The organism is Sphingomonas sp. (assembly GCF_965200105.1).
Taxonomy (GTDB): domain Bacteria; phylum Pseudomonadota; class Alphaproteobacteria; order Sphingomonadales; family Sphingomonadaceae; genus Solisphingomonas.
This window is the reverse complement of sequence record NZ_CBDATN010000002.1, coordinates 1407501-1431811: the sequence shown is the minus strand read 5'-3', so window position 1 is coordinate 1431811 and position 24311 is coordinate 1407501. Positions and strand designations below refer to the sequence as shown.

Annotated in this window: 22 protein-coding genes and 3 pseudogenes (1 of these 25 only partly in view); 13 read left to right on the top strand and 12 right to left on the bottom strand. The window is 69.3% G+C overall.

Annotation, left to right across the window (positions count from 1 at the left end):
• Position 1: 1 nt before the first annotated feature.
• Positions 2-3325, top strand: a pseudogene (locus ACOFKX_RS08315) (error-prone DNA polymerase).
• Between the two features lie 242 nt (positions 3326-3567).
• On the opposite strand, the pseudogene ACOFKX_RS08310 reads toward ACOFKX_RS08315, so the two are convergent.
• From ACOFKX_RS08310 to rpmF, 6 genes and pseudogenes are all read right to left on the bottom strand, one after another.
• Positions 3568-4355 (bottom strand): annotated as a pseudogene (locus ACOFKX_RS08310) (IS481 family transposase).
• Between the two features lie 91 nt (positions 4356-4446).
• Positions 4447-4797, bottom strand: coding sequence for a MerR family transcriptional regulator (locus ACOFKX_RS08305; protein ID WP_419826533.1), 351 nt, complete (start codon positions 4795-4797; stop codon positions 4447-4449).
• An 8-nt stretch (positions 4798-4805) separates the two neighbouring features.
• Positions 4806-5087 (bottom strand): integration host factor subunit alpha, encoded by a 282-nt coding sequence (locus tag ACOFKX_RS08300; RefSeq protein WP_419827384.1) that lies wholly within the window; start codon positions 5085-5087, stop codon positions 4806-4808.
• A gap of 108 nt (positions 5088-5195) precedes the next feature.
• Entirely contained in the window at positions 5196-6170 is a 975-nt protein-coding gene (locus tag ACOFKX_RS08295) for a beta-ketoacyl-ACP synthase III (protein WP_419827383.1), read from the bottom strand.
• 14 nt (positions 6171-6184) lie between these two features.
• Entirely contained in the window at positions 6185-7240 is a 1056-nt protein-coding gene (plsX, locus tag ACOFKX_RS08290; protein WP_419826532.1) for a phosphate acyltransferase PlsX, read from the bottom strand.
• A 23-nt stretch (positions 7241-7263) separates the two neighbouring features.
• Positions 7264-7443: a 50S ribosomal protein L32 gene (gene rpmF, locus ACOFKX_RS08285; RefSeq protein ID WP_419826531.1), complete on the bottom strand. Its 180-nt coding sequence runs from the start codon at positions 7441-7443 to the stop codon at positions 7264-7266.
• Between the two features lie 206 nt (positions 7444-7649).
• Here rpmF and ACOFKX_RS08280 point away from each other — a divergent pair, with 206 nt between their 5' ends.
• A complete protein-coding gene (locus ACOFKX_RS08280; protein WP_419826530.1) occupies positions 7650-8063 on the top strand; it encodes an MAPEG family protein in 414 nt (137 codons plus the stop codon).
• Between the two features lie 4 nt (positions 8064-8067).
• Here the strand turns inward: ACOFKX_RS08280 and ACOFKX_RS08275 are convergent, their stop codons facing one another.
• Entirely contained in the window at positions 8068-8745 is a 678-nt protein-coding gene (locus ACOFKX_RS08275) for an MBL fold metallo-hydrolase (protein WP_419827382.1), read from the bottom strand.
• Positions 8746-8828: 83 nt separating this feature from the next.
• Here ACOFKX_RS08275 and pabB point away from each other — a divergent pair, with 83 nt between their 5' ends.
• Together pabB and ACOFKX_RS08265 are read left to right on the top strand one after the other, a co-directional pair.
• A complete protein-coding gene (gene pabB, locus ACOFKX_RS08270; protein ID WP_419826529.1) occupies positions 8829-10583 on the top strand; it encodes an aminodeoxychorismate synthase component I in 1755 nt (584 codons plus the stop codon).
• 34 nt (positions 10584-10617) lie between these two features.
• A pseudogene (locus ACOFKX_RS08265) lies at positions 10618-11822 on the top strand (pyridoxal phosphate-dependent aminotransferase).
• Between the two features lie 182 nt (positions 11823-12004).
• On the opposite strand, the gene ACOFKX_RS08260 reads toward ACOFKX_RS08265, so the two are convergent.
• Positions 12005-12949 carry an isoaspartyl peptidase/L-asparaginase family protein gene (locus tag ACOFKX_RS08260; RefSeq protein ID WP_419826528.1) on the bottom strand — a complete coding sequence of 315 codons (945 nt, stop codon included), beginning with the start codon at positions 12947-12949 and terminating at the stop codon, positions 12005-12007.
• Between the two features lie 45 nt (positions 12950-12994).
• Between ACOFKX_RS08260 and ispG the strand changes: the two genes are divergently transcribed.
• The 4 genes from ispG to ACOFKX_RS08240 are packed head-to-tail and all read left to right on the top strand — an operon-like array spanning position 12995 to position 15856.
• Positions 12995-14128, top strand: a complete 1134-nt coding sequence (gene ispG / locus ACOFKX_RS08255) for a flavodoxin-dependent (E)-4-hydroxy-3-methylbut-2-enyl-diphosphate synthase (protein ID WP_419826527.1) — start codon at positions 12995-12997, stop codon at positions 14126-14128.
• Positions 14125-14460: a hypothetical protein gene (locus ACOFKX_RS08250; RefSeq protein WP_419826526.1), complete on the top strand. Its 336-nt coding sequence runs from the start codon at positions 14125-14127 to the stop codon at positions 14458-14460. Before ispG ends, ACOFKX_RS08250 begins: the two co-directional genes overlap by 4 nt.
• On the top strand, positions 14457-14933 hold the full coding sequence (locus ACOFKX_RS08245; protein WP_419826525.1) for an N-acetyltransferase family protein: 477 nt from the start codon (positions 14457-14459) through the stop codon (positions 14931-14933). The genes ACOFKX_RS08250 and ACOFKX_RS08245 overlap by 4 nt, the downstream gene beginning before the upstream one ends.
• Positions 14930-15856 carry a hypothetical protein gene (locus ACOFKX_RS08240; RefSeq protein ID WP_419826524.1) on the top strand — a complete coding sequence of 309 codons (927 nt, stop codon included), beginning with the start codon at positions 14930-14932 and terminating at the stop codon, positions 15854-15856. Before ACOFKX_RS08245 ends, ACOFKX_RS08240 begins: the two co-directional genes overlap by 4 nt.
• On the opposite strand, the gene ACOFKX_RS08235 is transcribed toward ACOFKX_RS08240, so the two are convergent.
• The 3 genes from ACOFKX_RS08235 to ppa form a co-directional block, all read right to left on the bottom strand.
• Positions 15853-16503 (bottom strand): DUF1345 domain-containing protein, encoded by a 651-nt coding sequence (locus ACOFKX_RS08235; RefSeq protein WP_419826523.1) that lies wholly within the window; start codon positions 16501-16503, stop codon positions 15853-15855. The genes ACOFKX_RS08240 and ACOFKX_RS08235 overlap by 4 nt on opposite strands.
• Positions 16504-16594: 91 nt before the next feature.
• Positions 16595-18550: a M61 family metallopeptidase gene (locus ACOFKX_RS08230; RefSeq protein WP_419826522.1), complete on the bottom strand. Its 1956-nt coding sequence runs from the start codon at positions 18548-18550 to the stop codon at positions 16595-16597.
• An 88-nt stretch (positions 18551-18638) separates the two neighbouring features.
• Positions 18639-19208: an inorganic diphosphatase gene (gene ppa / locus ACOFKX_RS08225; RefSeq protein WP_419826521.1), complete on the bottom strand. Its 570-nt coding sequence runs from the start codon at positions 19206-19208 to the stop codon at positions 18639-18641.
• 105 nt (positions 19209-19313) lie between these two features.
• Here ppa and hisS point away from each other — a divergent pair, with 105 nt between their 5' ends.
• From hisS to ACOFKX_RS08205, 4 genes are all read left to right on the top strand, one after another.
• Entirely contained in the window at positions 19314-20579 is a 1266-nt protein-coding gene (hisS, locus tag ACOFKX_RS08220; protein WP_419826520.1) for a histidine--tRNA ligase, read from the top strand.
• The gene (prfA, locus tag ACOFKX_RS08215) at positions 20576-21649 is read left to right on the top strand and encodes a peptide chain release factor 1 (RefSeq protein ID WP_419826519.1); all 1074 of its coding nucleotides are present in this window, start codon (positions 20576-20578) and stop codon (positions 21647-21649) included. Before hisS ends, prfA begins: the two co-directional genes overlap by 4 nt.
• A complete protein-coding gene (prmC, locus tag ACOFKX_RS08210) occupies positions 21642-22457 on the top strand; it encodes a peptide chain release factor N(5)-glutamine methyltransferase (RefSeq protein WP_419826518.1) in 816 nt (271 codons plus the stop codon). Before prfA ends, prmC begins: the two co-directional genes overlap by 8 nt.
• 291 nt (positions 22458-22748) lie before the next feature.
• A complete protein-coding gene (locus ACOFKX_RS08205; RefSeq protein ID WP_419826517.1) occupies positions 22749-23549 on the top strand; it encodes a DUF4167 domain-containing protein in 801 nt (266 codons plus the stop codon).
• A 46-nt stretch (positions 23550-23595) separates the two neighbouring features.
• Here the strand turns inward: ACOFKX_RS08205 and ACOFKX_RS08200 are convergent, their stop codons facing one another.
• On the bottom strand, positions 23596-23895 hold the full coding sequence (locus tag ACOFKX_RS08200; RefSeq protein WP_419826516.1) for a hypothetical protein: 300 nt from the start codon (positions 23893-23895) through the stop codon (positions 23596-23598).
• Positions 23896-23971: 76 nt separating this feature from the next.
• Between ACOFKX_RS08200 and ACOFKX_RS08195 the strand changes: the two genes are divergently transcribed.
• Positions 23972-24311: the 5' portion of a CBS domain-containing protein gene (locus tag ACOFKX_RS08195; RefSeq protein ID WP_419826515.1), read on the top strand. It continues 92 nt past the right edge of the window; the window shows 340 of its 432 coding nt (coding positions 1-340); its start codon is at positions 23972-23974; its stop codon lies off the right edge, out of view.

Below are 24311 nucleotides of genomic sequence, written 5' to 3'. Positions count from 1 at the left end.
GGTGGCGTACTCCGAGCTCCAAGTCTCCACCCACTTCTGCTTCCTGCGCGGCGTGTCGTCATGCGAGGAGCTGTTTGCGATCGCGTCGGTTATGGGTATGCCCGCGCTCGGCGTCACCGACCGCAACTCGGTCGCCGGGATCGTGCGAGCGATGGTGGCGGCCGAGGAGACCTCGGCGCAGGGCGCACCCGTTCGCCTCGTCACCGGCTGCCGGCTCGACCTCGTCACCGGCGCATCGCTCCTCGTCTGGCCGGAAGACGTAGCGGCCTGGAGCCGGCTCACGCGCCTGCTCACGATCGGCAAGGCGCGGGTGCGGCCACAGCATGGCGAGAAGGGCCGCTGCTTCCTGCACTGGGAGGACGTAGCCGAGTACGCCGCGGGCTTGGTCGCCGCGCTGGTGCCGGGCTCCGATGGCGCGGACGAGGGCGAGCTACATTGGATGGCGGACCTGTTCGGCCGCGGCTCCGGCGATCCGCGCGGTCACGTCTGCCTGACGCAGCGGCGCCGCCCCGACGACGCCCGGCGCCTGCATGAAGCCGCCGCCGTCGCGCGCCGCTTTGGCCTGACGCCGCTCGCGACCGGCGACGTGCTCTACCACCACCCCGATCGCCGCCTGCTCCAGGACGTCGTCACCGCGATCCGCGAGAAGAGCACCATCGACGAACTCGGGCTCAGGCGCGAGCGATCGGCCGATCGCTGCCTGCATCCACCGCAGGAGATGGCGCGCCGCTTCGCGCGATATCCGGACGCAATCGCTGCGGTCGAGGCGGTGGTCGAGCGCTGCGTCTTCTCCCCACGCGACCTTCGCGACCAATATCGCTATCCCGAGGAAGCTGTTATGGCGGGGCACACGCCGCAGCAGGCTCTGGAGAAGCTCGTCCGGGGTGCGCTCGATCAGCGCTTCGGCGGTTCCGCGCCGCGCGCGTACCGCGACATGCTCGCCAAGGAGCTCGGGCTGGTCGAGAAGCTCGGCTACGCGGCCTACTTCCTGACCGTTCACTCAATCGTCGAGTTTGCGAGAAGCCAGGGCATACTCTGCCAGGGGCGCGGGTCAGCGGCGAACTCGGTGATCTGCTTTGTGCTCGGGATCACCTCCATAGATCCCATCGTCCACCAGCTGCTGTTCGAGCGCTTCCTGTCGGAGAACCGGGCCGAGCCGCCCGACATCGACATCGACTTCGAGCACGAGCGCCGCGAGGAGGTGATCCAGTGGATCTAGGAGACTTACGGCCATGAGCACGCCGCGCTGACCGCAGTCATCAGCCGCTTCCGCGCACGCGGAGCGGTGCGCGAGGTGGGCAAGGCGCTGGGCCTGCCCGAGGACATGACGGCGGCGCTGGCTGGCCAGGTATGGGGCTGGTCCGAGGAAGGCGTCGCCGACCACCACGTCGATGCGCTCAACCTCGACCGCGGCGACCCGCGCCTGGCGCTCACGCTGGAGCTGGCGCGCGAGCTCATCGGAACGCCCCGGCACCTGTCGCAGCACCCAGGCGGCTTCGTGCTGACTCGTGACCGGCTCGACCAGCTGGTGCCGATCGAGCCCGCCTCCATGCTCGATCGCTACGTCATCGAGTGGGAGAAGGAGGACGTGGAGGAGGCCGGCATGATGAAGGTCGACATCCTCGGCCTCGGGATGCTCGGCTGTATGCGCCGTGCCTTTGATCTGCTCGCCGCGCATAAGGGCATCCACCTGACCCTCGATCATGAGGAGCTGCAGGTTGACGACATAATGACCTTCAAGATGATCCAGAGCGCCGACACGCTGGGCGTCTTTCAGATCGAGAGTCGGGCGCAGATGGCGATGCTGCCCCGGATGCTGCCCGAGACCTTCTATGACATCGCCATCCAGGTCGCGATCGTGCGCCCCGGCCCTATCCAGGGTGACATGGTGCACCCGTATCTGAGGCGCCGCGAGCAGAAGCGTCGCGATCCCGCCATCGAGTTTGACTATCCCAGCCCCGAGCTGAAGGCGGTGCTGGCCAAAACTTACGGCGTGCCGCTCTTCCAGGAGCAGGCGATGAAGGTGGCGATCGAGGGCGCCGGCTTCACGCCCGCCCGCGCCGACGAGCTGCGCAAGGCAATGGCCACCTTCAAGTACACGCAGGGCGTCGGGCAGTTTAAAGCCGAGCTGATCGAGGGCATGGCAAGGAAGGGGATCGCCCCCGAGTTCGCCGAGCGGCTGGTGAAGCAGATCGAGGGCTTCGGCTCCTACGGCTTCCCGGAGAGCCACGCCGCCAGCTTCGCCAAGATCGCCTACGCGTCGAGCTGGATGAAGTGCCACCATCCCGACGTGTTCTGCTGCGCGCTGCTCAACGCGCAGCCGATGGGCTTCTACGCGCCCGCGCAGATCGTCCGCGACGCGCGCGAGCACGGCGTGAGGATCAGGCCGGTGTGCGTCGTAGACAGCGGGTGGGACAGTCGACTGGTCGACCAATCGGACGGACAGCGCGCGCGCAGCCACGCAGGCTTGCCGTTGCGGCTGGGATTGCGCATCGTTCACGGCGTCGCGGCGGTCGACGCGGAGCAAATCCTCGCCGCCCGCGCCGCCGCGCCGTTCGTCTCGGTCGAGGACCTGTGGCGCCGCTCGGGCGTGCCGCTTGCGACCCTGGAGAAGCTGGCCAAGGCAGACGCGTTCCGTGCGCTCGGGCTGAACCGCCGCCAGGCGCTCTGGGCGATCCGCGGCCTCGGCGACAAGCCGCTGCCGCTGCTCGAGGCCATGCAGCGGCGCGAGGAGCCCGTCGATCTGGTCCCGCTCACCGCAGGGCGTGAAGTGGTAGAGGACTATCGCGCTACCCAGCTGACGCTGCGCCAGCACCCGCTGTTCTTCCTGCGCCACCTGCTCTCGTCCGAGGGCGTCCTCCCCTGCCTCGCGCTGCGAGACGTGCGCGATGGCCGGCGCGTAGAGGTGGCCGGCATTATCCTCGTCCGCCAGAAGCCAGGGTCGGCCAAAGGCGTGCTGTTCATCACGGTGGAGGACGAGACCGGCGTCGCCAATATCATCCTGTGGCCGGATCGTTTCGAGGCGCAGCGCACTGTGGTGATGTCCTCGGCGATGATCCGCGTCACCGGCATCGTCCAGCGCGAGGGCGAGGTGATCCACATCATTGCCGACCGCATCCACGATCGCACCGCCATGCTGCGCGCGGTGGGCGACATCGACATGCCGCGGCTGACCAGTCCCGGCGACGGCGCGACGCACGCAGGCGCGCCTGATCGCGGCGACCGGGGCTGGCGGCCGCGAATCCGCAGCGACTACCACCCGCCGTTCCGCCATGGTCGCGACCCTGAGGAGGTGATCCCGATCCGCAGCCACGACTTCCACTGACGTCAGCTCCGGCGCCGATGCTCTAGCGCCTTGTCGACGTCGCGCGAACAAGGTGAACGTCAGGGCGGTCTGCCGGCGTTGCAGATTAGAGAAGAGTTGAAGCCGGCTATTTCCTTGAGCAACATGATCTGTTCTGTGCCCGTCTCATCATTCGTATCGGCGCGAAGCGAGGCAGAAACAATTCAAGCTACCTAGATTAGGGATTTTTCGATCAATATCTCCGGCTCGGCGCGATGCCGCGGCTAGTTGTTTAGTCGCGGCATCTGGTGGATTGATTGGCGATTAAAAGTTCTGGTTCCGAGGTGCAGATCCTAGCGATGTGTTCGTAGGGCGTGAGGCCGCTGAGCGTCTTGAGGCGGCGGCCGAAGTCATCGGCTGCCATGAAGTCGGCGGGGTGCGTTCGTAGCTGGTCGTTGCTCTCGTGGTGGCGTCGCTCGACGGTGGCTTCCTTGATGGTGCGGTTCATCGCTCGACCTGACCATTGGTCCACGGATGGTGGCTTGGTGAGCCGGTGCTCGATGTCGTTCGCCTCGCAGATCATGTCGAAGCGCATCTGCCGCGACTAGGCGGTGTTTCGGTTGCGCGGCTGCTCGGCAGACTGGATGCCGTTGTCGGTCAGGATCGTGGATGTGGTAGGGCACGGCCTTCAGCAGGTGTTCGAGGAACTCTCACGCCGTTGCATCGGGCAGGCGTGAGATGCCGTGACGCTGCAGACATCGATGCAGCGCTGATCGGGTCAGATGAGGGAATCGATGGCTGCAGGGCATAGAGGTAGTCGTCCAGTGGCAGCAGCGTATGCCGCCGGAACGCGACCACCATCGCCTCCTCGGCTTCGGACAAGGCGGCGGAGCGAGGCGCCTTCGGCCCGGTCTTAAGATCATCGACCGTAGTGCGCTTACGCCACTTCGCCCACTGTCTCGGGATCGATCCCCAGCTCCCAGCTCAACGTCGCGAACGAAGCCTGCGATCGCTGTATTGCTGCTCGGACGGCGTGCGTGGTCGTGGCGCTCCCGTGACGAACCTGTCCCATATGGCTTCCTTCCATTCCAACGAAAGGATCACACCATCAAACCGCGGGATCAGACACAGGTGACAGCCCGCCGTTCCTCGAGCGTCCCGCCTCAGGACGTCGCCAGCGCCTGCGCCAGCATCGCGCGGATCTCGCGGAGCTCGGCGAGCGATGGCGCGGGTGTTGCCGCTACCGGCGTCGGGGCGGGGGCGGGATCGGACGTCGCCTTGTCGGCAAGCAGCTTCTGCACGCCGCGCACGGTATAGCCCTCGTGCGTGAGCAGGTTGTGGATGCGGCGGACGAGCGCGACGTCGGCCGGGCGATAATAGCGGCGATTGCCCGCGCGCTGCACGGGGCGGAGCTGTGGGAAGCGCGTTTCCCAGTAGCGCAGCACGTGCTGCGGCACGCCGAGTTCCGCGGAGACCTCGCCGATCGTGCGGAACGCGGCTTCCGATTTCTCCATCCGCTCCCTCAGTCCGCTTTGGCGATACGATCGCGCAGCATCGTTGATGCCCGGAAGGTCAGCACGCGGCGGGGCGCGATCGGCACCTCGACGCCCGTTTTGGGATTGCGGCCGACGCGCTCGCCCTTGTCGCGCAGCACGAAGGTGCCGAAGCCCGAGATCTTGACGTTCTCGCCCCTCTCCAGCGCGCCGCACATCTCGGTGAGGACCTGCTCGACCACCGACGCCGAGTCGGTCCGCGACAGTCCGATCTCGGCATGGACCTTGTCGGCGATGTCCGCCCGTGTCATCGTGCCGGTCTCCGCCACGTCTTTCTCCCTCGGCTCGACGCCGTCCTAGCGCGAGCGCGGCGCCGAATCAAAGCCCTGGGGCGGGGGCGTCCGTCCTGCAACGGGCGATCAGAGGCGGACTGCGGCAGCGCCCCATGTGAAGCCGCCGCCCATCGCCTCCAGGACGAGGAGCTGGCCGGGCCGCACGCGCCCGTCGCGCACCGCCTCGTCCAGCGCCAGCGGCACCGAGGCGGCGGACGTGTTGGCGTGGCGATCGACCGTCACGACCACGCGCTCGGGCGAAAGGCCGAGCTTCTTCGCGGTGGCCTCCAGGATTCGGGCGTTGGCCTGGTGCGGGATCAGCCAGTCGATGTCGGCGGGATCGAGGCCGGCGGCGGCCATCGTCTCCCCGAGCACGGTCGCGAGATTGACGACGGCGTGGCGGAACACCTCGCGCCCCTTCATGCGGAGCTTGCCGACGGTGCCCGTGGTCGAGGGTCCGCCGTCGACGTAGAGGAGCTCGTTGTGCCGCCCGTCAGCATGCAGCTTGGTGGCCAGGATACCTCGCGCTACCGTCGGATCGGTGGGACCGTCTTCCGCGCGCAGCACCACCGCGCCGGCGCCGTCGCCGAACAGCACGCAGGTGCCACGATCCTCCCAGTCGAGGATGCGGCTGAATGTCTCCGATCCGATCACCAGCGCCACGTCCGCCGTGCCCGAACGCATCATACCGTCGGCGACCGTCAGCGCGTAGAGGAACCCCGAGCAGACCGCCTGCACGTCAAACGCCACGCAGTCGTCGATGCCGAGCATCGCCTGCACTTTGGTGGCGGTGGACGGGAAAGTCTGGTCGGGCGTGGCGGTGGCGAGCACGATCAGGCCGACGTCAGCCGCCGCGACCCCGGCCGCCTCCAGCGCAGCGCGCGCCGCGTCGGCGGCCAACGTCCCCGTCGTCTCGCCTTCGCCCGCGACGTAACGCTGGCGGATGCCGGTGCGCTCGACGATCCATTCGTCGCTGGTCTCAACGGTTTCGGCGAGCTCCGCGTTGGTGACGCAGCGCTTTGGCAGCGCCGAACCGGTGCCGGCGATCACCGCGCGGCGCATGGTCTGCCCCTCGCTCATTGTGCCGCGATCGCCTGCGCGCCGTCGTTCGACGAGGTCGCGCGGTAGTCCGCCAGCGCGTGCGCGATGCGGCGGTTGAGATCGTCGCGCACCAGCTTGGCGGCGACGCCGATCGCGTTGGCGACGCCCTTGTCGTCGGCGCCGCCGTGGCTCTTCACCACGATGCCGTTGAGGCCCAGGAAGACGGCGCCGTTGTGGTTGTTGGGATCGAGGTGGACCTTGAGCATGTGCAGCGCCGGCTTGGAGAGCAGGAAACCCATCTTGGAGCGAAACGAGCTCTCGAACGAGCGGCGCAACAGGTCGGTCACGAAGCGTGCGGTGCCTTCGGCCGTCTTGAGTGCGATGTTGCCGGAGAAGCCGTCCGAGACGATGACGTCGACCTCGCCGCGCGAGAGCCGGTCGCCCTCGATGAACCCGGTGAATTCGAGCGGAAGCTGCGCCTCGCGCAGCGCCGCCGCGGCATCCTTCAGCACGTCGGTACCCTTAAGGGCCTCGGTGCCGATGTTGAGCAGCGCGACCGTGGGGCGAGGGATGTCGAGCGCAGCGCGCGCGTAGGCGGCACCCATCAGCGCAAACTCGATAAGGTTGCGCGCGTCGCAGTCGGTATTGGCGCCGAGATCGAGCATCACGACGTCGTTGTGCCCGAGCGAAGGCAGCAGCGCGGCAAGCGCCGGGCGATCGATGCCGCGCATGGTACGCAGCGCGAGCTTGGCTGTGGCCATCAGTGCGCCGGTATTGCCGCCCGATACGGCGGCACCGGCGCGGCCATCCTTCACCGCGGCGATGGCGACGCCCATCGAGCTCGTCTTGGCACGGCGGAGCGCGCGTCCGGGCTTGTCGTCGCCCGTGATGACGTCGGCGGCGTGCGTCACCTCGCTCGCGGCGGCGAGCGCCTCGTGCCGGCCGAGTTCGGCCGATATGGCCCCCTCGTCACCGACGAACAGGAAGCGGAGATCGGGAGAGCGCGCCAGCGCCAGCGCGGCACCCGCGACCATCCGGCTCGCGCCGCCGTCGCCTCCCATCGCGTCGATGGCGATTCGCGGCGCGCTCATGTCGACCTCGCGCGATCAATCGATCAAGCGTCGACCGAGACGATCTCGCGCCCGTTATAATGGCCGCAGGCGTTGCACAGGTTGTGCGGCCGCTTGAGCTCGCCGCAGTTCGAGCATTCGTGAAACGACTCGACCGGCAGCGCGTGGTGGCTGCGCCGCATGTTGCGCCGCGAAGGCGATGTCTTTCGCTTGGGGACGGCCATCTCGGCACCTGTTCCTTGAAACCCGCAAGATCGGGCGAAACCAACAAAATGGGCCGGATCGCGCCGAACGCCCCGAGCCCGCAGGCGCTTGGGCGCGATCGGCGGCCGGCCTCGTCGCGAGCGGGGGCTATAGCCGAACCCCGTCATGTTGCAAGCCGAAGCTCACCGTGCGACCGCAAGGGCGACGTTCACCGGAGAGCCTCGTCATGCTGCCCGTCTCGCTCACCTTCGCCGCCGCCCTGGCGCTGCTCAACCTGTTCCTTGCCTACCGCATCGTCCGGGTGCGGATCGCGACGAAGACGATGAACGGAGACGGCGGCCACCCGCTGCTGCAGGGGCGGACGCGCGCGCAGGCGAACTTCGTCGAGTACGCGCCCTTCGCCCTCGGTCTCGTCGTGCTGCTAGAGCTGGCGCGACGGCCTCACGGCATCCTGTGGGCAATCACCGCGCTGTTCGTCGCGGGCCGCATCGCCCACGCCTTCGGGCTGGAGCGGCCGGCGCCCAATCCGCTGCGTGCCGGCGGCATATTGGTAACGTGGGTGGTACTGCTCGGGCTCGCGGGCTGGGCGATCGTGGTCGCCTCAACGCCGATGCCGGGCGCCACCGTCACCTACATGTGAGCTTTCAGGCGCGGCCGAGCACGGCGTCCGCGACGAAGGCGTTGGTGCGGCGCTCCTGCCCGAAGGTGGAGGCGGGGCCGTGGCCCGGCACGAACACCGTGTCGTCGCCGAGCGGCCACAGCTTGCCGACGATCGCGTCGAGGAGTTGCCGATGGTCGCCGCGCGGGAAGTCAGTACGGCCGATCGACCCCTGGAACAGCACGTCGCCGACCTGCGCGAATTTGGACGCGACATTGTGGAAGATGACGTGCCCCGGCGTATGGCCGGGCGTGTGATAGACGTCGAAGGAGAGTTCGCCGACGGTCACCGCCTCGCCTTCGTCGAGCCAGCGATCGGGCTCGAAGCCCTCGCCCGGGATGCCGTACTGGCGCCCATGCTCAGCCAGGTCCGCGATCAGGAAGCGATCCTCCTCGTGCGGTCCTTCGATCGGCACGCCCAGGCGGCGGGCGAGAACGCCCGCCTGACCGCAATGGTCGATATGGCCGTGCGTGACGAGGATCTTCTCGACCGTGACGCCAGCCTTGGCGGCGGCCGCCTCGAGCCTGGGCAGGTCGCCGCCCGGATCTATGAAGGCGCCGCGCATCGTCCTCGTGCACCAGACCAGCGTACAATTCTGCTGGAGCGGCGTGACCGGCAGCATCGCGGCGCGCAGCGGCGGTTCGGGGGAAGCGGTGTCGGCCATCGCGCCCGACATGGCGGCGCGGCGCCGCGCGCGCAAGCGCCGGGCTTGCCGGCCGGCCGCCGCCGCGCGAGGAGGGGACCACGATGACGCTCGACACCGCCGGTCCGCCGTTCGTGCTGCTGGACGACGCGCGCGTGGACGGTGCGGCGCCCGCCCGGCTGTACCGCGATCCCGTCGAGACGATCGTCGCACACGCGCAGTCCGGCGTCGCCGCCTGCCTCGACCGGTTGCGCGAGCGGGGCGCGCTGCACGCGGCGGGCTATGTCGCCTACGATGCCGGCGCGCTCGCCGAGGCGCCGGGCGATGTCGCGTCGGGGGCGCCGTTGCTCTGGTTCGGGCTGTTCGACCGCCATGAGGAGATCGCCCCCGCCGACGTGCCCGGGTTGCTTCCCGATCCAGACGGCGCATGGTGCTCCGCCCCACGTCCGGCAATCACGCGCGATGCCTATGTCGCCGCGTTCGATCGCGTGAAGGCGCATATCGCGGCCGGCGACATCTACCAGGCCAACCTCACCTTCCAGGCTGGGCTGCGCGTCGCTGGCGATCCGCTGGCGCTCTATGCCCGGCTGCGCGCGCGCGCGGCGGCGGGGTGGGGCGGGATCGTGCACGACGGCACGCGCCTTATCCTCTCCTTCTCGCCCGAGCTGTTCTTCCGGCTGGACGGCGAGGTGCTGACCGCGCGACCGATGAAGGGCACCGCGCGTCGGCTGTCGGACGCGCGGGCCGACGCTCTCGCGGCCGAAGGGCTTGCCGCGGACGAGAAGCAGCGCGCCGAGAACCTGATGATCGTCGACCTTCTCCGCAACGATCTATCGCGCGTCGCCGCACCGGCCAGCGTGGCGGTGCCCGCGCTGTTCGAGGTCGAGAGCTATCCGACCGTCCACCAGATGACCTCGACCGTCTCCGCCCGCCTGGCGGAGGGTGCGGACGCGGTATCGGTGCTGGAGGCTTGCTTCCCGTGCGGCTCGATCACCGGCGCGCCCAAGCTGAAGGCGATGGCGGTAGCGGCCGACGTCGAGGCGGGTTCGCGCGGCCTCTACACCGGCGCGATCGGACGCGTCGACGCGGGCGGCGACTCCGCCTTCGATGTCGCCATCCGCACGCTGGTGCTGGAGGGGGAGGGGCGCGCCACGATCGGGCTGGGATCGGGGATCGTCGCCGACTCGAATGGCGCGGCGGAATGGCGCGAGTGTCTCGACAAGGCCGCGTTCCTGCGCTGCCCGGGCTTCGACCTGATCGAAACGATGCGCTTCGATCCGCTCGACGGCATCCCCGATCTCGAACGTCACCTCGCCCGGCTGAAGGCTTCCGCGGAGGCGTTCGATTTCGCGATCGACCGTCACGCGCTTCGCAACGAGCTTCAGGCCGCGACCTTCCGGCTGCGCGAACCGGCGCGCGTGCGATTGCGTGCCGCGCCTTCGGGCAGGGCGGCGATCGAGGTTCGGCCGCTGCCTGCGCCGCCCGCCGCGCCGGTGACGGTGGCGGTGGTGCCGCTGCCCGTCTCCCCGTCCGACTATCGGCTCCGCCACAAGACGGCGGATCGCGGCTTCTACGATCGCGCGCGCGCCGCCGCCGGCACGTTCGAGGTGGTGTTCGCACGGCAGGACGGTCTCCTCACAGAGGGCAGCTTCACCAGCCTGTTCGTAGCGCGCGACGGGCGCCTGCTGACGCCCCCGCTGTCGCGCGGACTGCTGCCCGGCGTGCTTCGCCAGCGCCTGATCGAGGAAGGTCGCGCGATCGAGACGGACCTGACCGCCGACGACCTTCGCGCAGGATTCCTGCTCGGCAACGCTTTGCGCGGATTGATCGAGGCGCGGTTGCCGCCGAACGCGACATGAGATTATAGGCGCCCCGCCTTCACCGGGGAACCTCATGCGCACCACCTCCGCCGCGCTCGACCGTATCCAGCCGTCCGCCACCGTCGCGATGACGGGGCGCGTCGCCGAGCTGAAGCGGCAGGGCGTGGACGTCATCGGCCTGGCGGCGGGCGAGCCGGACTTCGACACGCCCGATTTCGTCAAGGACGCGGCGATCGAGGCGATCCGGCAAGGACGCACCAAATATACGCCCGTCGACGGGACCGCCGAGCTGAAAGCCGCGATCGTCGGCCAAGTTCCGCGCGCGACAACGGTCTCGCCTACGCCGCCGACGAGGTGACGGTGAACGTCGGCGGCAAGCAGACCCTGTTCAACGCGCTCGTCGCCACGATCGACCCGGGCGACGAGGTGGTGATCCCCGCGCCCTACTGGGTGAGCTACCCCGATATCGTGCAATATTGCGGCGGCACGCCGGTGTTCGTCGCGGCGGGCGCGGCGCAGGGGTACCGCATCAGCCCGCAAGCGCTCGACGCGGCGATCACGCCCGCCACGCGCTGGGTGATCCTTAACTCGCCGTCAAACCCCACCGGCGCCGCCTACACGGCGGACGAGCTTCGCGCGCTGGGCGAGGTGATCCAGCGCCACCCGCACGTTTGGGTGATGACGGACGACATGTACGAGCATGTCGTCTACGGCGACTTCAGGTTCGCGACGATCGCCGAGGTCTGTCCCGATCTGTTCGAGCGGACGCTGACCGTCAACGGCTGCTCCAAGGCCTATGCCATGACGGGCTGGCGCATCGGCTATGCCGGCGGGCCGAAGTGGCTCGTCAAGGCGATCGCCAAGCTCCAGTCGCAGTCCACCTCCAATCCCTGCTCGATCGCGCAGGCGGCGGCGACCGCCGCTCTCAATGGCCCGCAGGACTTCCTGGCCGAGCGCAACGCCGCCTTCCAGCGCCGCCGCGACCTTGTGGTCGAGCGGCTGAACGCGATCCCCGGCATCGCCTGCCCGACACCTGAAGGGGCCTTCTACGTCTATCCCGACTGCTCGGGCGTGATGGGCAAGGCGACGCCCGGCGGGCTGACGATCGCCAATGACGAGATGCTGGCGGGCTACCTGCTCGACGAGGCGCGCGTCGCGGTGGTGCACGGCCGCGCGTTCGGGCTCGAGCCCGCGTTCCGCATCAGCTACGCGACCTCCGACGTGCTGCTCGCGCAGGCGTGCGACCGCATCGCGGAGGCGTTGGCGGCGCTGCGGTAGCCGCGCGGCGCCGATCGACGACGACGCGGCCCGGAGCCCGCCGATCCTCCCGATGCGGCGCCCGCACCGGCGCATGACGATTGTTGGATACATGTTGGAAACCGGCCGCTAGCGCAGGCCCCGGTTCCTTCTCATCGCCGGTGAATGCGGGGCGTCGGGCGGCGACGTTTACCTTGCGCGGCCTACGCGGTTCCGACGGGTTCGCCGAAGACGGCGACCGTCGCCTCCCCGCCATCCCGCGCCAGGCCGCGGAACATGCCGGGCGTGTTGAACCGCCACAGCGCGTCGCCCTGCGGCGACACCGCGATGAAGCCGCCCTTGCCGCCGAGCGCCGAGAGCTCGGCGATCAGCGCGTCGGCGGCCTGGCCCAGCGTTTCGCCGACGAGGCGGCGGCGCGCGGTCAGCTCGTGCGCCACCGCGAGCCGGATGAAATGCTCGCCCGAGCCGGTGCAGGAGACGGCGCCCGCGCGATCGTCGGCGTAGGTGCCCGCGCCGATCAGCGCCGAATCGCCGATCCGCCCCCAACGCTTGGCGGTCAGCCCGCCCGTCGAGGTGGCGGCGGCGACATGGCCGGTGGCGTCCATCGCGACGGCGCCGACCGTGCCGTACTTCATTCCCGAGTCGAACGGCAGGTCGGGTCGCGCCTTGATCTCGTCGAGCTGGCGGCGGCGCGCGGGCGTGGCGAACCAATCGGGCGGTGCCTGCTCCAGCCCCTGTTCGGCGGAGAAGGCGTCGGCACCGGCGGCGGAGAGCAGCACGTGCGGGCTCCGCTCCATCACCGCGCGCGCCGCGTCGATTGGATGGCGCGTGGCGGTGACGCCCGCCACCGCGCCGGCGCGGCGATCGCGCCCGTCCATGATGGCGGCGTCGCATTCGATGTGGCCGTCCCAGGTGAAGACCGATCCGCGGCCCGCGTTGAAGGCGGGGTCGTCCTCCAGCACGCGCACGGCGATCGCCACCGCGTCGAGCGCGGCGCCGCCAGCTTCGAGCATCGCACCGCCCGCGTCGAGCGCGGCGCGCAGCCCGGCGAGCGCCCGCTCCGCCTCGTCGGCCGCCAGCGTCTCCGGCGTCATCGATCCCGCACCGCCGTGGATAGCCAGCGTCCAGCCCGTCCTTACTTTCGTCATGGCAAGCGCCTATAGGGGTGCCGAGAGCAACCGCGAAGGCTTCCCATGTCGGTCCGTCCCTGGCGCGACATCGCGCGCCGCCCATGCCGTCAGATCATGGTCGGCAACGTCCCTGTCGGCGGAGACGCGCCGATCAGCGTGCAGACGATGACCAACACGCCGACGCCGGACGTGCGCGCGACGGTGGACCAGATCCGCCGTTGCGAGGAAGCGGGCGTCGATATCGTCCGCGTCTCCTGCCCCGACGAGGAGAGTTCGGCGGCGCTGCGCCAGATCACCCGCGCCGCGAAGGTGCCGATCGTCGCCGACATCCACTTCCACTACAAGCGCGCGTTGGAGGCGGCGGATAACGGTGCGGCCTGCCTGCGCATCAACCCGGGCAATATCGGCTCCGCCGCACGCGTCGCCGAGGTCGTGCGCGCCGCCAAGGCCAATGGCTGCTCGATCCGCATCGGCGTCAACGGCGGCAGCCTGGAGAAGGACCTGCTCGAGAAATATGGCGAGCCCTGTCCCGAGGCGCTGGTCGAGAGCGCGCTCGATCACATCAAGCTGCTCCAGGACGCCGATTTCCACGAATACAAGGTGGCGGTGAAGGCATCGGACCTGTTCCTCGCCGTCGCCGCCTACCAACAGCTCGCCGAGGTCGTGGATTGTCCGCTGCACCTCGGCATCACCGAGGCGGGCGGGCTGATCGGCGGCACCGTCAAGTCCTCGATCGGCATGGGCTCGCTGCTGTGGTTCGGCATCGGCGACACGATCCGCGTGTCCTTGTCGGCCGAGCCGGAGGAGGAGGTGCGCGTCGGCTACGAGATGCTGAAGGCGCTCGGCATCCGCACGCGCGGCGTGCGCGTGGTGTCGTGCCCGTCCTGCGCCCGGCAGGGCTTCGACGTGATCCGCACCGTCGAGGCGCTGGAGGCGCGGCTGCAGCATATCGCGACGCCGCTCTCGCTGTCGGTGCTGGGCTGCGTGGTCAACGGCCCCGGCGAGGCGCGCGAGACAGATATCGGCGTCACCGGCGGCGGCAACGGCAAGCACATGATCTACCTGTCGGGCGTGACCGACCACACCGTGCAGGACGAGGGCATGATCGATCATGTCGTGCGTCTCGTCGAGGCCAAGGCCGCCGAGATCGAGGCGGCCAAGTCGATCGCCGACGCGACGGCGGTCGCGGCGGAGTGATCGCGGCGCTGCTGCTCTGGGCGGCAGGCACGGCCGGGCCGCCGGCGCCGACGGTCGAGCGGCGGCAGGCGGTCGCGGTGCGCTGGGATGCCGAGACCAAGTCGTGCGTGCCCACCGTGCGCGGTGTCGACACCGGCGACGTCGAGAGCGAGGCGGGGAAGGCGGCGCTCGCCTCGGCGCTGCCCGACAAGGGCGCCGAGCTCCACGTCTCGGGCGCCAGCGACGTGCCCTATGCCTGCGTCGCGGAGATGATCGAGACGCTGAAGCGGGCGGGCTATTACGGCCGCATCGGTCTCACCACCGGCCCGCGCGCCGAACGAGCGACGCGGTGAGCGCCACCGTCCGCCGCGCCGCGCCCGGCGACGTTCCCGATATCCTCCGCCTGATCCGCGCGCTCGCCGCCTACGAGCGCGAGCCCGATGCGGTCGAGGCCACGGTGGAGATGCTGACGGCGACGCTGTTCGCGGACGGCGCCATCGTTCACGCGCATGTCGCCGAGCGGGAGGGCGCGATCGTCGGCATTGCCGTCTGGTTCCTCAACTATTCGACCTGGACGGGGAAGCCGGGCCTCTATCTGGAGGACCTGTTCGTCGAGGCGGCGGCGCGGGGTGGCGGCGTCGGCCGCGCGCTGCTCGTCGCGCTCGCCCGCGAGGCGGTGGCGCGGGGCTGCGCGCGGATGGATTGGGCGGTGCTCGACTGGAACGAGGACGCGATGGCGGCGTATCGCGCGGTCGGCGCCAAGCCCGCCGCCGGCTGGCAGCCCTGGCGGCTGGAGGGCAAGGCTCTGGCGAGGCTGGCGGCATGATCGATCGCGTGGCGCGCACGCTGCGCGAACTCGCGCATCTCCGTGCCGCGAGGTCGGTGCTGAGGACCACGCCGATCGTGCCGCGCGCCGACGGCGTGGTGATCTTCTCGATGATCGGTCACGCCGTGCTGCTGCCCTATCTCGTCGCGGTGAAGTCGCTCCACGCGCGGCTGGGCAGGGGGCGGATCGCGATCCTGGACGACGGCACGCTGACTCCGAAGGACCGCAGGGTGCTGGCGCATCACCTCGGCGACCCCGAGATCTTGGCGATCGCCGACGTCGCCACGGGCGCCTGTCCCACGGGTGGCTGCTGGGAGCGGCTGCTGACGCTGCTCGACCTCGCACGGCAGGATTACGTGATCCAGCTCGACTCGGACACGCTGACGCTGAGTGCGCTTCCGGAGGTGGAGGCTGCGATCGCCGGCAACCGCCCCTTCACGTTGCTCGGCGACCCGACGGCCGACGCCAACGGCGTGCTGTCGCTGCCCGAGTTCATGGCGGCCTACCACCCGCAGGGCAGCGGGATCGATCCCTCCGGGCCGGCGCACATCCAATCCTCCATCGAGGGCAATTGGGATCGCTTCCCGGATGCCGCCGCATGGCGCTACGTGCGCGGCTCGGCAGGCTTCGCGGGCTTTCCCCGAGGTGGCGCCGGGCGCGACGCGGCCGAGGCGTTCAGCGCCGCGGCGGCGGAAGTCGTGGGCGCGCAGAAGTGGCGGCGCTGGGGCAGCGAACAGGTCGCCTCCAACTTCCTCGTCGCCAACGGGGCGCACCCGGTGCTGCTGCCCTACGCGCGCCACCTCAACTACTGGAACGAGGCGCCGCCGGCGGACGCCGCCTTCCTCCACTTCGTGGGCACGCACCGGTACTCGACGGGCGAGTATCGCCGCCGCACGATCGAGGCCATCGCGAGCCTAGGCTAGCCGCCGCCGAGCACGTTGATCGTGAAGGCGAGCACGCCGAGATTGAACACGAACGCGGCGAGACAGTGGAAGATCGCGACGGTGCGTATCCCGGTCGACGTCATCTCCACGTCGGAGGTCTGGAACGTCATGCCCAGCGTGAAGCTGAAATAGATGAAGTCCCAGTAATTGGGCTCCTTCGTGTCGGGGAAGTCGAGGCCGCCCTGGTCCTCCCCCGCATCGCCGCCCTCGGCTTCCAGGTAGAACATGTGCGCGTAATGCAGCGCGTAGACCATGTTGCTGAACGTCCAGGCGAGCGCCAGCGTACCGATGATGAGCGCGATCGCGCTCGCCTTGGGGGAACCCTTCTCGATCAGCTCGGAGCCGACCGCGACCAGCACGACCGCCGTTACCGCCACCGTGATCGCGAGCATCAGCACACGGTTGGCGTCGTTCGTTCGCGCCCGCTCGCGCATCGCTTCCGCATGCGGCGTGGCGAGGAGCGGCCTCAGCGAGCCGAGGAACACCGCTGCGGCCACGTCGAACCCCGCCATGATCCCATGCCGCCATCCGAACGCCGGCATCGCGAACGGCAGCACCGCCGCGAGCAGCAGCGCGAAGAGAACGAAGCGAGCGGGGGCGACATGTCGGCCAAGATGCAGCGTCATGGCCGCCAGCGTAGCGCATCGCGGCGCCGCTGCGCGTGTGAAAAGGCGGAAATGCCGCGCCTCCTCCCGCTTCGGGAGGAGGCGCCCGAGATCATGCCTTCGGTGCCAGCAGGCGGTCGAGCCCGCCCGTGCCTTTGCCCACCTTCTCCAAATGCGGGTAGCGCAAGCCGCCGTTCCAGCGGACGTCCACGGTGCGGAACTGGTCCTTCTGCCGGACGAGCAGGTGGATCGGCTCGCCTCCGCCCTTGGCGGCGTTGATTGCCGCCTTGAGCTGATCCTTGTCGTAGGTGCGGCCGTTCACCGCCACGAGCTTGGCGCCGGTCGTCAGCCCCGCCTGGAAGGCCGGGCTGCCCCACAGCACCGCGCTCAGCGTGTCCTCCTTGCCGACGGTGAAGCCGACCGAGTAGCTGAAGTCGCTGATCTTGCGTTCGGCCTCGTTCTGCGCCCACACCTTGGGAGGCTTCTCGACATAGGTCAGGCGATAGCCGCCCCGCCCGATCCAATCGAGCGGCGCCTTGGGATTGACCGCGTAGACATGGGCGTCGAGAAAGCCTTTCCAATCGTACGGCACGACCTTGCCAAGCGTCTCGACCACGTCCTCGTAGCGGTAGGTGACGACGCCCCAGTCGCGATCGCGGATGCCGAAGAAAAGGCGGGCGAAATCGTCCAGCGACTTTCTCCCGCCGGACTTCTCGCGGATGATCTGGTCGGCATCGAGCCAGGTGAGCTGGCCCTCGCTATAATAGTCCTCGGCGCGCTGATAGCTGCGCCAGCCGATCGGACGGCGCTGATTCATCGTCGGATCGTTGGTGGTATCCTCCAGCGAGCGCCAGTCCTTGCCGCGCTGGTTGTCGTAGCTCGCCGCGACGGAGGCGAGCTGATCGAGCGTGTCCTCCTTGGAGACAAGGCCCGAGCGCGCCTGGAGGACATAGCCCCAATATTGGGTCTGCCCCTCGTAAACCCACAGCAGGCTGTCACCCATCGGCTGGCGATAGTCGGCGGTCCACAGGTCCGCGCCTCGTCGGAACTTGCCGTCCCAGCTATGGGTGTATTCATGCGGCAGCAGGTTGCGCGCGGGCGCGGTGTCGTCCCACTCGGTGAAGTAGCTGGCGTCGGTACCGTCTTCGGAGGAGCGGTGATGCTCCAGCCCCTTGCCGCCCATCGTATCCGACAGCCACAGCAGGAAATCATAGTGGTCGTAATGTTGCGCCCCGAACAGCTTGACGGCCTGCGCGATCAACCGTTTGTGGGCGTCGATCTGCGCGGGCGTCGCGGCGAGCTGGTCGGGACGGTCGGCGGCGATGTCGAGGCGCACGCCGGGCGCGAGTTCGTCCGAGCGCATGTTGCGGCCGGCGAGCACGGGCGAGTCGACCAGCGTCTCGTAGTCGATCGGAGCATAGTCGACGCGGTCGCCCGAGAGGCCCGGCTTGAGCGCGGTCGCGGACTTCCAGCCGGTCGGATAGGTGACGCTCGCCTGTATCGGGATGCGGCGGACGAAGTAGCCGGCCGGGTAGAGCGAGACCGTGTCCCAGGTGAGGTTGAGCATGTCCGGCGTCATCTGGATCGGGCCTTGTGCCGAGCTGGTCGGCGACAGGAACTGGAAGCTGGCGACCACGCTCGTCGCGCCGGCCGGCACCTCGACGTGGAAGGCATGGACGTCGACCGGGTCGCGCGTCCACGGGATGACCGTGCCGTTCGCCGTGATCTTGAGACCGGCGACCTTGCTGACCGGTCCGGTTGGGCTGTGGTCGCCCGGAATCCACTTCGGGTAAAGCAGCACCAGCGGCCCGGGCCCGGCGACGGGGATCGTTTCCGTAACGGCGAAGATGCCGCGCGTGGTGTCGGTCGCATCGACCGCGAGCTTGATGGTGCCGCCGGGGTAGGGCGTATCGACCGCCGCCGGGATGGTGTTCGCGATCGGCGATGGCTGGGGCAGCGTGTTGCTTGCGGGCTGGCCGGGCGTACCCGTCAGGGAGGGTTGGGCAAGAGCTGCGCCGGCGATCAGCGCCAGCGAGGAGGTGGCGAGGCCTACGCGTGTGAAGGACATGAAGCGGCTATTCCCATGACTGCGTCGTTGCCGCAGGCATGGCGCGGACGCCGGCGCTCGTCCAGAGCCGCGCGCAGACTGCGCGCGATCAGAGCTGCTTCGCGCCCGCGTCGGTGCCGATCTCGGCCTTCTTCTTGGCGGCGAGGTCGATCGCTTCGAGGATGATCCGCTTGGCCTCCTCGGCATCGCCCCACTGGCCGATGCGCACCCACTTCTTGGCCTCGAGATCCTTGTAGTGGGTGAAGAAGTGCTCGATCTGCTGCATCACGATCTCGGGCAGATCGTCCTTCTCGCCGACCTTGGAGTAATAAGGGAAGGTAGCGTCGGCCGGCACCGTCAGCAGCTTCTCGTCGCCGCCCGCCTCGTCCTCGAGCTTGAGCACCGCGACCGGCCGCACGCGCACCACGCACCCCGGAATGAAGGGCGAGCGTGCCACCACCAGCGCGTCCAGCGGATCGCCATCGGGCGAGAGCGTGTGTGGCACGAAGCCGTAGTTCGCCGGATAACGCATCGGCGTGTGGAGGATGCGATCCACGAACAGCGCGCCCGACTTCTTGTCGAACTCGTACTTCACGGGCTCGCCGCCGATGGGCACCTCGATCACGACGTTGAGCTCGTGGGGCGGGTTGTTCCCGATTGGGATGAGGTCGATGTTCATGATGCAGCGCACATAGCGTTGCCGCGATCGGCCGGACAAGCAGTCATTTGCTGCGCCTGCGAAGCTATTTTCCGCTCGGATGTTTTACAGTAGGACGCCCGCCCCATGCCAAGACCCGAGATACCGAGGCCCGTCCGCGGCACGCAGGACATGCTGGGCGAGACGGCCGATCGCTTCGCGCGCGTGGTCGAGACGTTCGATCGGGTGCGACGCCTCTACGGCTTCCGCCGCGTCGAAGTGCCGGTGATCGAGCAGACGCAGGTGTTCGCGCGATCGATCGGCGAGAGCACCGACGTCGTCTCCAAGGAGATGTACTCGTTCGAGGATCGCGGCGGGGAGGGCGTGACGCTGCGCCCGGAGTTCACCGCCGGCATCTGCCGCGCCTACCTGACCGAGGGTTGGCAGCAGCACGCGCCGCTGAAGGTGGCGACGCACGGCCCGGTGTTTCGCTACGAGCGGCCGCAGAAGGGGCGCTACCGCCAGTTCCACCAGATCGACGCCGAGGTGCTGGGCGCGGCCGAGCCGCAGGCCGACGTCGAGCTGCTGGCGATGGCGGACCAGCTCCTGCACGACTTGCGCATCGCGGACGGCGTGACGCTCAAGCTCAACACGCTCGGCGACGCGGCGACGCGCGGTGCGTGGCGCGACGCGCTGGTGGCGCATTTCGAGATGCATCGCGACGCGCTTTCGGAGGATTCGGTCTCCAGGCTGGCGAAGAACCCGCTGCGTATCCTTGACTCAAAGGATTCGCGCGATCGTCCGGTGGCGGATGCCGCGCCCGGCATCGACGATCACCTGACGAGCGAGGCTGGGGCCTTCTTCGAGGCGGTGACGAAGGGTCTCGACGCCGCCGGCGTGCGCTGGGAGCGCGACGCACGGCTGGTGCGCGGGCTCGACTATTATCGTCACACCGCGTTCGAGTTCGTAACCGATCGGCTCGGTGCGCAGGGCACGGTGCTGGCCGGCGGCCGCTACGACGGGCTGGTCGAGGCGCTGGGCGGGCCGGCGACACCGAGTGTCGGCTGGGCGGCGGGGATCGAGCGGCTGGGGATGCTGACTGACACTGCAAATCCTGAGATGCGGTTCGCCGTAGTGTCAGACGATCCCATGCTGGACGCAAAAGTTCTCAAGTCAATCGCTCTGATGCGTGAAGCTGGCCTCGTCGTTGATACGCCTTACCGTGCTACCCCTAAGAAGCAGATCGAAGCCGCTCGGAAGGCGGGCGTTGACGCCGTCGTGTTTGTTCGGCCGGACGACGTTCGCGTATCCAGTAGCCAGAACACCACCTTTAGCGGCTCCGTTCTCGATCTTGCTGTCGCCCGTGCTCTGCAGACGAGAGTCGAAGGACTCGTGGATAGCACCGGCGCATGACCACCATCACCGCCGAGCGGATCGCCCAGATCGAGGGGCGGCGGGACGAGCTTGCCGCGTCGATGGCGCGCGGCGATCTCGCGGCCGACGAGTTCGTGCGGCTGTCCAAGGACTATGCCGAGATCGAACCGGTCGCCGCCGCCGCCGCGCAGGTGCGGAGGCTGCGCGCCGAGCGTGCGACGCTGCACGAGATGACGCGCGACGCCGACGACGAGTTGCGCGCCATGGCCGCCGAGGAGCTCGCCGAGAACGAGGCGAAGCTCGCCGTCGCCGAGCGCGGCCTCGCGCTCGCGCTGCTGCCGCGCGACGCCGCCGACGAGCGTTCCGCCATCCTGGAGATCCGCGCCGGCACCGGCGGCGACGAGGCGGCGCTGTTCGCGGGCGACCTGTTCCGGATGTACCAGCGCTTCGCCGAGACCGCCGGCTGGCGCGTCGAGCTGATGTCCGCCAACGCTGCCGAGCTGGGCGGTTTCAAGGAGGTGGTGGCGTCCGTCACCGGACAAGGCGTGTTCGCGCGGCTAAAGTTCGAGAGCGGCGTCCATCGCGTTCAGCGCGTGCCCGTGACCGAGAGCGGCGGCCGCATCCACACCTCCGCCGCGACGGTGGCGGTGCTGCCCGAGGCCGAGGAGGTCGACGTCCGCATCGACGACAAGGAGCTGCGGATCGACGTCTACCGTTCGTCGGGGCCGGGCGGCCAATCCGTCAACACCACGGACTCGGCGGTGCGCATCACCCACCTGCCCACCGGCATGGTCGTGATCCAGCAGGACGAGAAGTCCCAGCACAAGAACAAGGCCAAGGCGCTGAAGGTGCTGCGCGCGCGCCTCTACGAGGCGGAGCGCGAGCGGCTGGCGTCCGAGCGCGCCGGAACGCGGCGTTCCATGGTGGGATCGGGCGATCGCTCCGAGCGCATCCGCACCTACAATTTCCCGCAGGGCCGCGTGACCGACCATCGCATCGGCCTGACCCTGCACCGCCTGCCCGAGATCCTGGAAGGCCAGATGGACGAGCTCGTCGGCGCGCTCGTCGCCGAGGACGAGGCGAGCCGGCTCGCAGCGCTGGATGGCTGACGCGCTGGCGGCGGTGCGCGCCGCCGCCGCCCGGCTGACGGAGAGCGACACCCCCAGGCTGGATGCCGAGCTGCTGATGGCGCACGCGCTCGGCATCGCGCGCGAGGCGCTGCTGCTCGGGCCGGAGCGGGTGGTGCCGCCAGGGTTCGACGCGCTTGTCGCGCGTCGCGAAGCGGGCGAGCCCGTGGCGTATATCGTGAGGTCGCGCGATTTCTGGGACATGACGCTCGGCGTTACCCCCGACGTGCTGATCCCGCGCCCCGACAGCGAGACGCTGATCGAAGCGGCGATCGACCATTTCGCGGGCACGCCCGGACCCGCGCGGGTGCTGGATCTCGGCACGGGTTCGGGCGCGCTGCTGCTCGCGGCGTTGCGCGTCTGGCCCGACGCGAGCGGCGTCGGCATCGATCGCTCGGAGGCCGCGCTGGCGGTCGCGGCGGTCAACGCCGCGGCGCTGGGGCTCGGCGCGCGGACGGCCTTTCTCGTCGGCGGCTGGGAGGGCACGGGCCAGCAATTCGACCTTCTGCTCTGCAACCCCCCTTACATCGCCACCGGAGAGGCGCTGCCGCGCGACGTCGCCGCGTTCGAGCCGTCGGGCGCACTCTGGGCGGGTGAGGACGGGCTCGATGCGTATCGCGCGCTGGCGCCATCCCTCGCCTCGCAGCTCGCGACGGGAGGGGCGGGGTTCATCGAGGTGGGGGTCGGGCAGGCGGGCGACGTCGTGACGATCCTGGCTGACTCCGGCCTCGCGGCCTCGGCACGAAGCGATCTTGCCGGCATCGCGCGCTGCCTGATCGTACGCCGCTGACCACGGCGCACATAATGCTTGGATTTCACCGGGACGGTGACTATCTGTCGCTTCAGAGAGGCCTGTCACGCAAATCCCGGATCGCTCGCGCGCGAGCGGCGGATCGCGGTCGGACCTCGCGCCGATGGCTCGACGGTTGTTCGTCCAACCGGTGGTGGCAGCGGGATGGTAACCTGTCCCCGCTACCGGGATGATCATGGCGCGCGCGATCGCCTGGGCGCAGGCCGGGCGGTGACGCCGGACGGGTTCCGGCAGGAGTGGTGAGCTCGTACCACCAGTGAAGGACAGACGTTGATCAACAATCGGCAGAACGGCCGCCGCCGTGGTCGCGGTGGTCCGCAGGTGCGTAACGGCGCGGGGGGCGGCGCCGATCGCGGCAACCGGATCGACAATCGCGCGCGGGGCAACGCCGCTCAACTCCACGAGAAATACCGCAACCTCGCCCGCGACGCGCAGACGCAGGGCGATCGCGTGATGACCGAATATTATCTCCAGTTCGCGGATCATTATTTTCGCGTGCTGAGCGAATCCCGCGCCCGTTTCGAGGAGCAGCAGCCCCGTCGCGGCCGCGACGAGGAGTATGACGACGGCGGCGACGACGGTGAGATCTACGCCGACGACCGCGTCGGTCAGCCGCATCGCCAGGACCGCTTCGAGCGCAACGAGCGGCAGGAGCAGCGTCCGGAGATGCATGGCGATCGGCAGGAGTACCGTGGAGAACGGGAGCAGCCGCGCTACGAGCAGCCGCGCTACGAACAGCGTGCCGAGCGCCAGTCTGCCGAGCCCAACGCCTATCCCGACGAGGATCGTGCCGACAGCGAGGGGTTGCCGGCCCGCGAGCCCGAAGCGGTTGCCCTGTCAGCGGATGACGGCGAGCCGCGTCGGCCGCGCCGTGGCCGCCGCCCCCGCCGCGATAACGAGGCAGAGGCCGTGCAGGCGGAGCGGATCGAGGTCGACCGGCTGCCGCCAGCCTTTGTTCAGGAGCCGTCAACCGCGCCCGAGGGCGGATCGCAAGCCGCCGAGGGCGAGGAGGCTCCCCGTCGCCGCCGCGCCCGGCGCGCCAAGGGCGATGGCGATAGCGTCGCGGCCTGACCTTCGTCGCTACCGGGGGGCGTCGTCCGACTGACGGACGGCGCCCTTACTCCTCGAACCGTTCGCCGGCGCGCGCGTCGTGGCCGCTGCCCGCCGAGAGGAAGGCGAGGCTCATCAGCCCTGTGCCTACCAGCACCGTCAGGAACACGCCGATCAGCGTGGCGATGACGAAGTGCAGCTTGAGCGCCATGCCCGTCCAGTGCAGCCACGCGACGGATCCGACCGCACACACCGCCGCCAGCATCGCCATCCAGCGCATGATCCGGCGGTAACGCGCCCAGGCGTGCGGATTGGCTACCCTGGTCGCCGCAGACGGTCTGCGCGGGATCGGATCGTGCCTCGGCATGGCTTCCATTTGGCCTCGCCTCGTGGGATCATCAAGCGGCAGGCGGGCGCGCCGCGACGAGGAGAGGAGACCGCGAATGACGGTCGCGACAATATTGCGCAACAAGGGCGGCGACGTCGTCGCCGCCGGTCGGGACGATCGCGTGGGCGACACGGTTCGACTCCTCGCCGAGAAGCGGATCGGCGCCGTGCCGGTGACGGACGGCGACGGCCAAGTCCTCGGCATCCTCTCGGAACGCGATGTCCTCTACGGGTTGGCGCGCGAAGGGGCCGCGCTGCTCGATCGTCGAGTGTCCGAGGTGATGACGGCGCCGGCGCTGACGGTGACATCGGACACCTCGCTGCTCGCGGCGCTCGCGCTGATGACGCAGCGGCGGATCCGCCACCTTCCCGTGGTCGACGGCGGCGGGATGATCG

Coding starts and splice junctions, on each gene's coding strand:
- ACOFKX_RS08305 (WP_419826533.1), bottom strand. CDS start 4,797: ATGGAGAAATCGGAAGCCGCGTTCCGCACGATCGGCGAGGTCTCCGCG.
- ACOFKX_RS08300 (WP_419827384.1), bottom strand. CDS start 5,087: ATGACACGGGCGGACATCGCCGACAAGGTCCATGCCGAGATCGGACTG.
- ACOFKX_RS08295 (WP_419827383.1), bottom strand. CDS start 6,170: ATGCGCCGCGCGGTGATCGCCGGCACCGGTTCGGCGCTGCCAAAGCGC.
- plsX (WP_419826532.1), bottom strand. CDS start 7,240: ATGAGCGCGCCGCGAATCGCCATCGACGCGATGGGAGGCGACGGCGGC.
- rpmF (WP_419826531.1), bottom strand. CDS start 7,443: ATGGCCGTCCCCAAGCGAAAGACATCGCCTTCGCGGCGCAACATGCGG.
- ACOFKX_RS08280 (WP_419826530.1), top strand. CDS start 7,650: ATGCTGCCCGTCTCGCTCACCTTCGCCGCCGCCCTGGCGCTGCTCAAC.
- ACOFKX_RS08275 (WP_419827382.1), bottom strand. CDS start 8,745: ATGGCCGACACCGCTTCCCCCGAACCGCCGCTGCGCGCCGCGATGCTG.
- pabB (WP_419826529.1), top strand. CDS start 8,829: ATGACGCTCGACACCGCCGGTCCGCCGTTCGTGCTGCTGGACGACGCG.
- ACOFKX_RS08260 (WP_419826528.1), bottom strand. CDS start 12,949: ATGACGAAAGTAAGGACGGGCTGGACGCTGGCTATCCACGGCGGTGCG.
- ispG (WP_419826527.1), top strand. CDS start 12,995: ATGTCGGTCCGTCCCTGGCGCGACATCGCGCGCCGCCCATGCCGTCAG.
- ACOFKX_RS08240 (WP_419826524.1), top strand. CDS start 14,930: ATGATCGATCGCGTGGCGCGCACGCTGCGCGAACTCGCGCATCTCCGT.
- ACOFKX_RS08235 (WP_419826523.1), bottom strand. CDS start 16,503: ATGACGCTGCATCTTGGCCGACATGTCGCCCCCGCTCGCTTCGTTCTC.
- ACOFKX_RS08230 (WP_419826522.1), bottom strand. CDS start 18,550: ATGTCCTTCACACGCGTAGGCCTCGCCACCTCCTCGCTGGCGCTGATC.
- ppa (WP_419826521.1), bottom strand. CDS start 19,208: ATGAACATCGACCTCATCCCAATCGGGAACAACCCGCCCCACGAGCTC.
- hisS (WP_419826520.1), top strand. CDS start 19,314: ATGCCAAGACCCGAGATACCGAGGCCCGTCCGCGGCACGCAGGACATG.
- prfA (WP_419826519.1), top strand. CDS start 20,576: ATGACCACCATCACCGCCGAGCGGATCGCCCAGATCGAGGGGCGGCGG.
- prmC (WP_419826518.1), top strand. CDS start 21,642: ATGGCTGACGCGCTGGCGGCGGTGCGCGCCGCCGCCGCCCGGCTGACG.
- ACOFKX_RS08200 (WP_419826516.1), bottom strand. CDS start 23,895: ATGCCGAGGCACGATCCGATCCCGCGCAGACCGTCTGCGGCGACCAGG.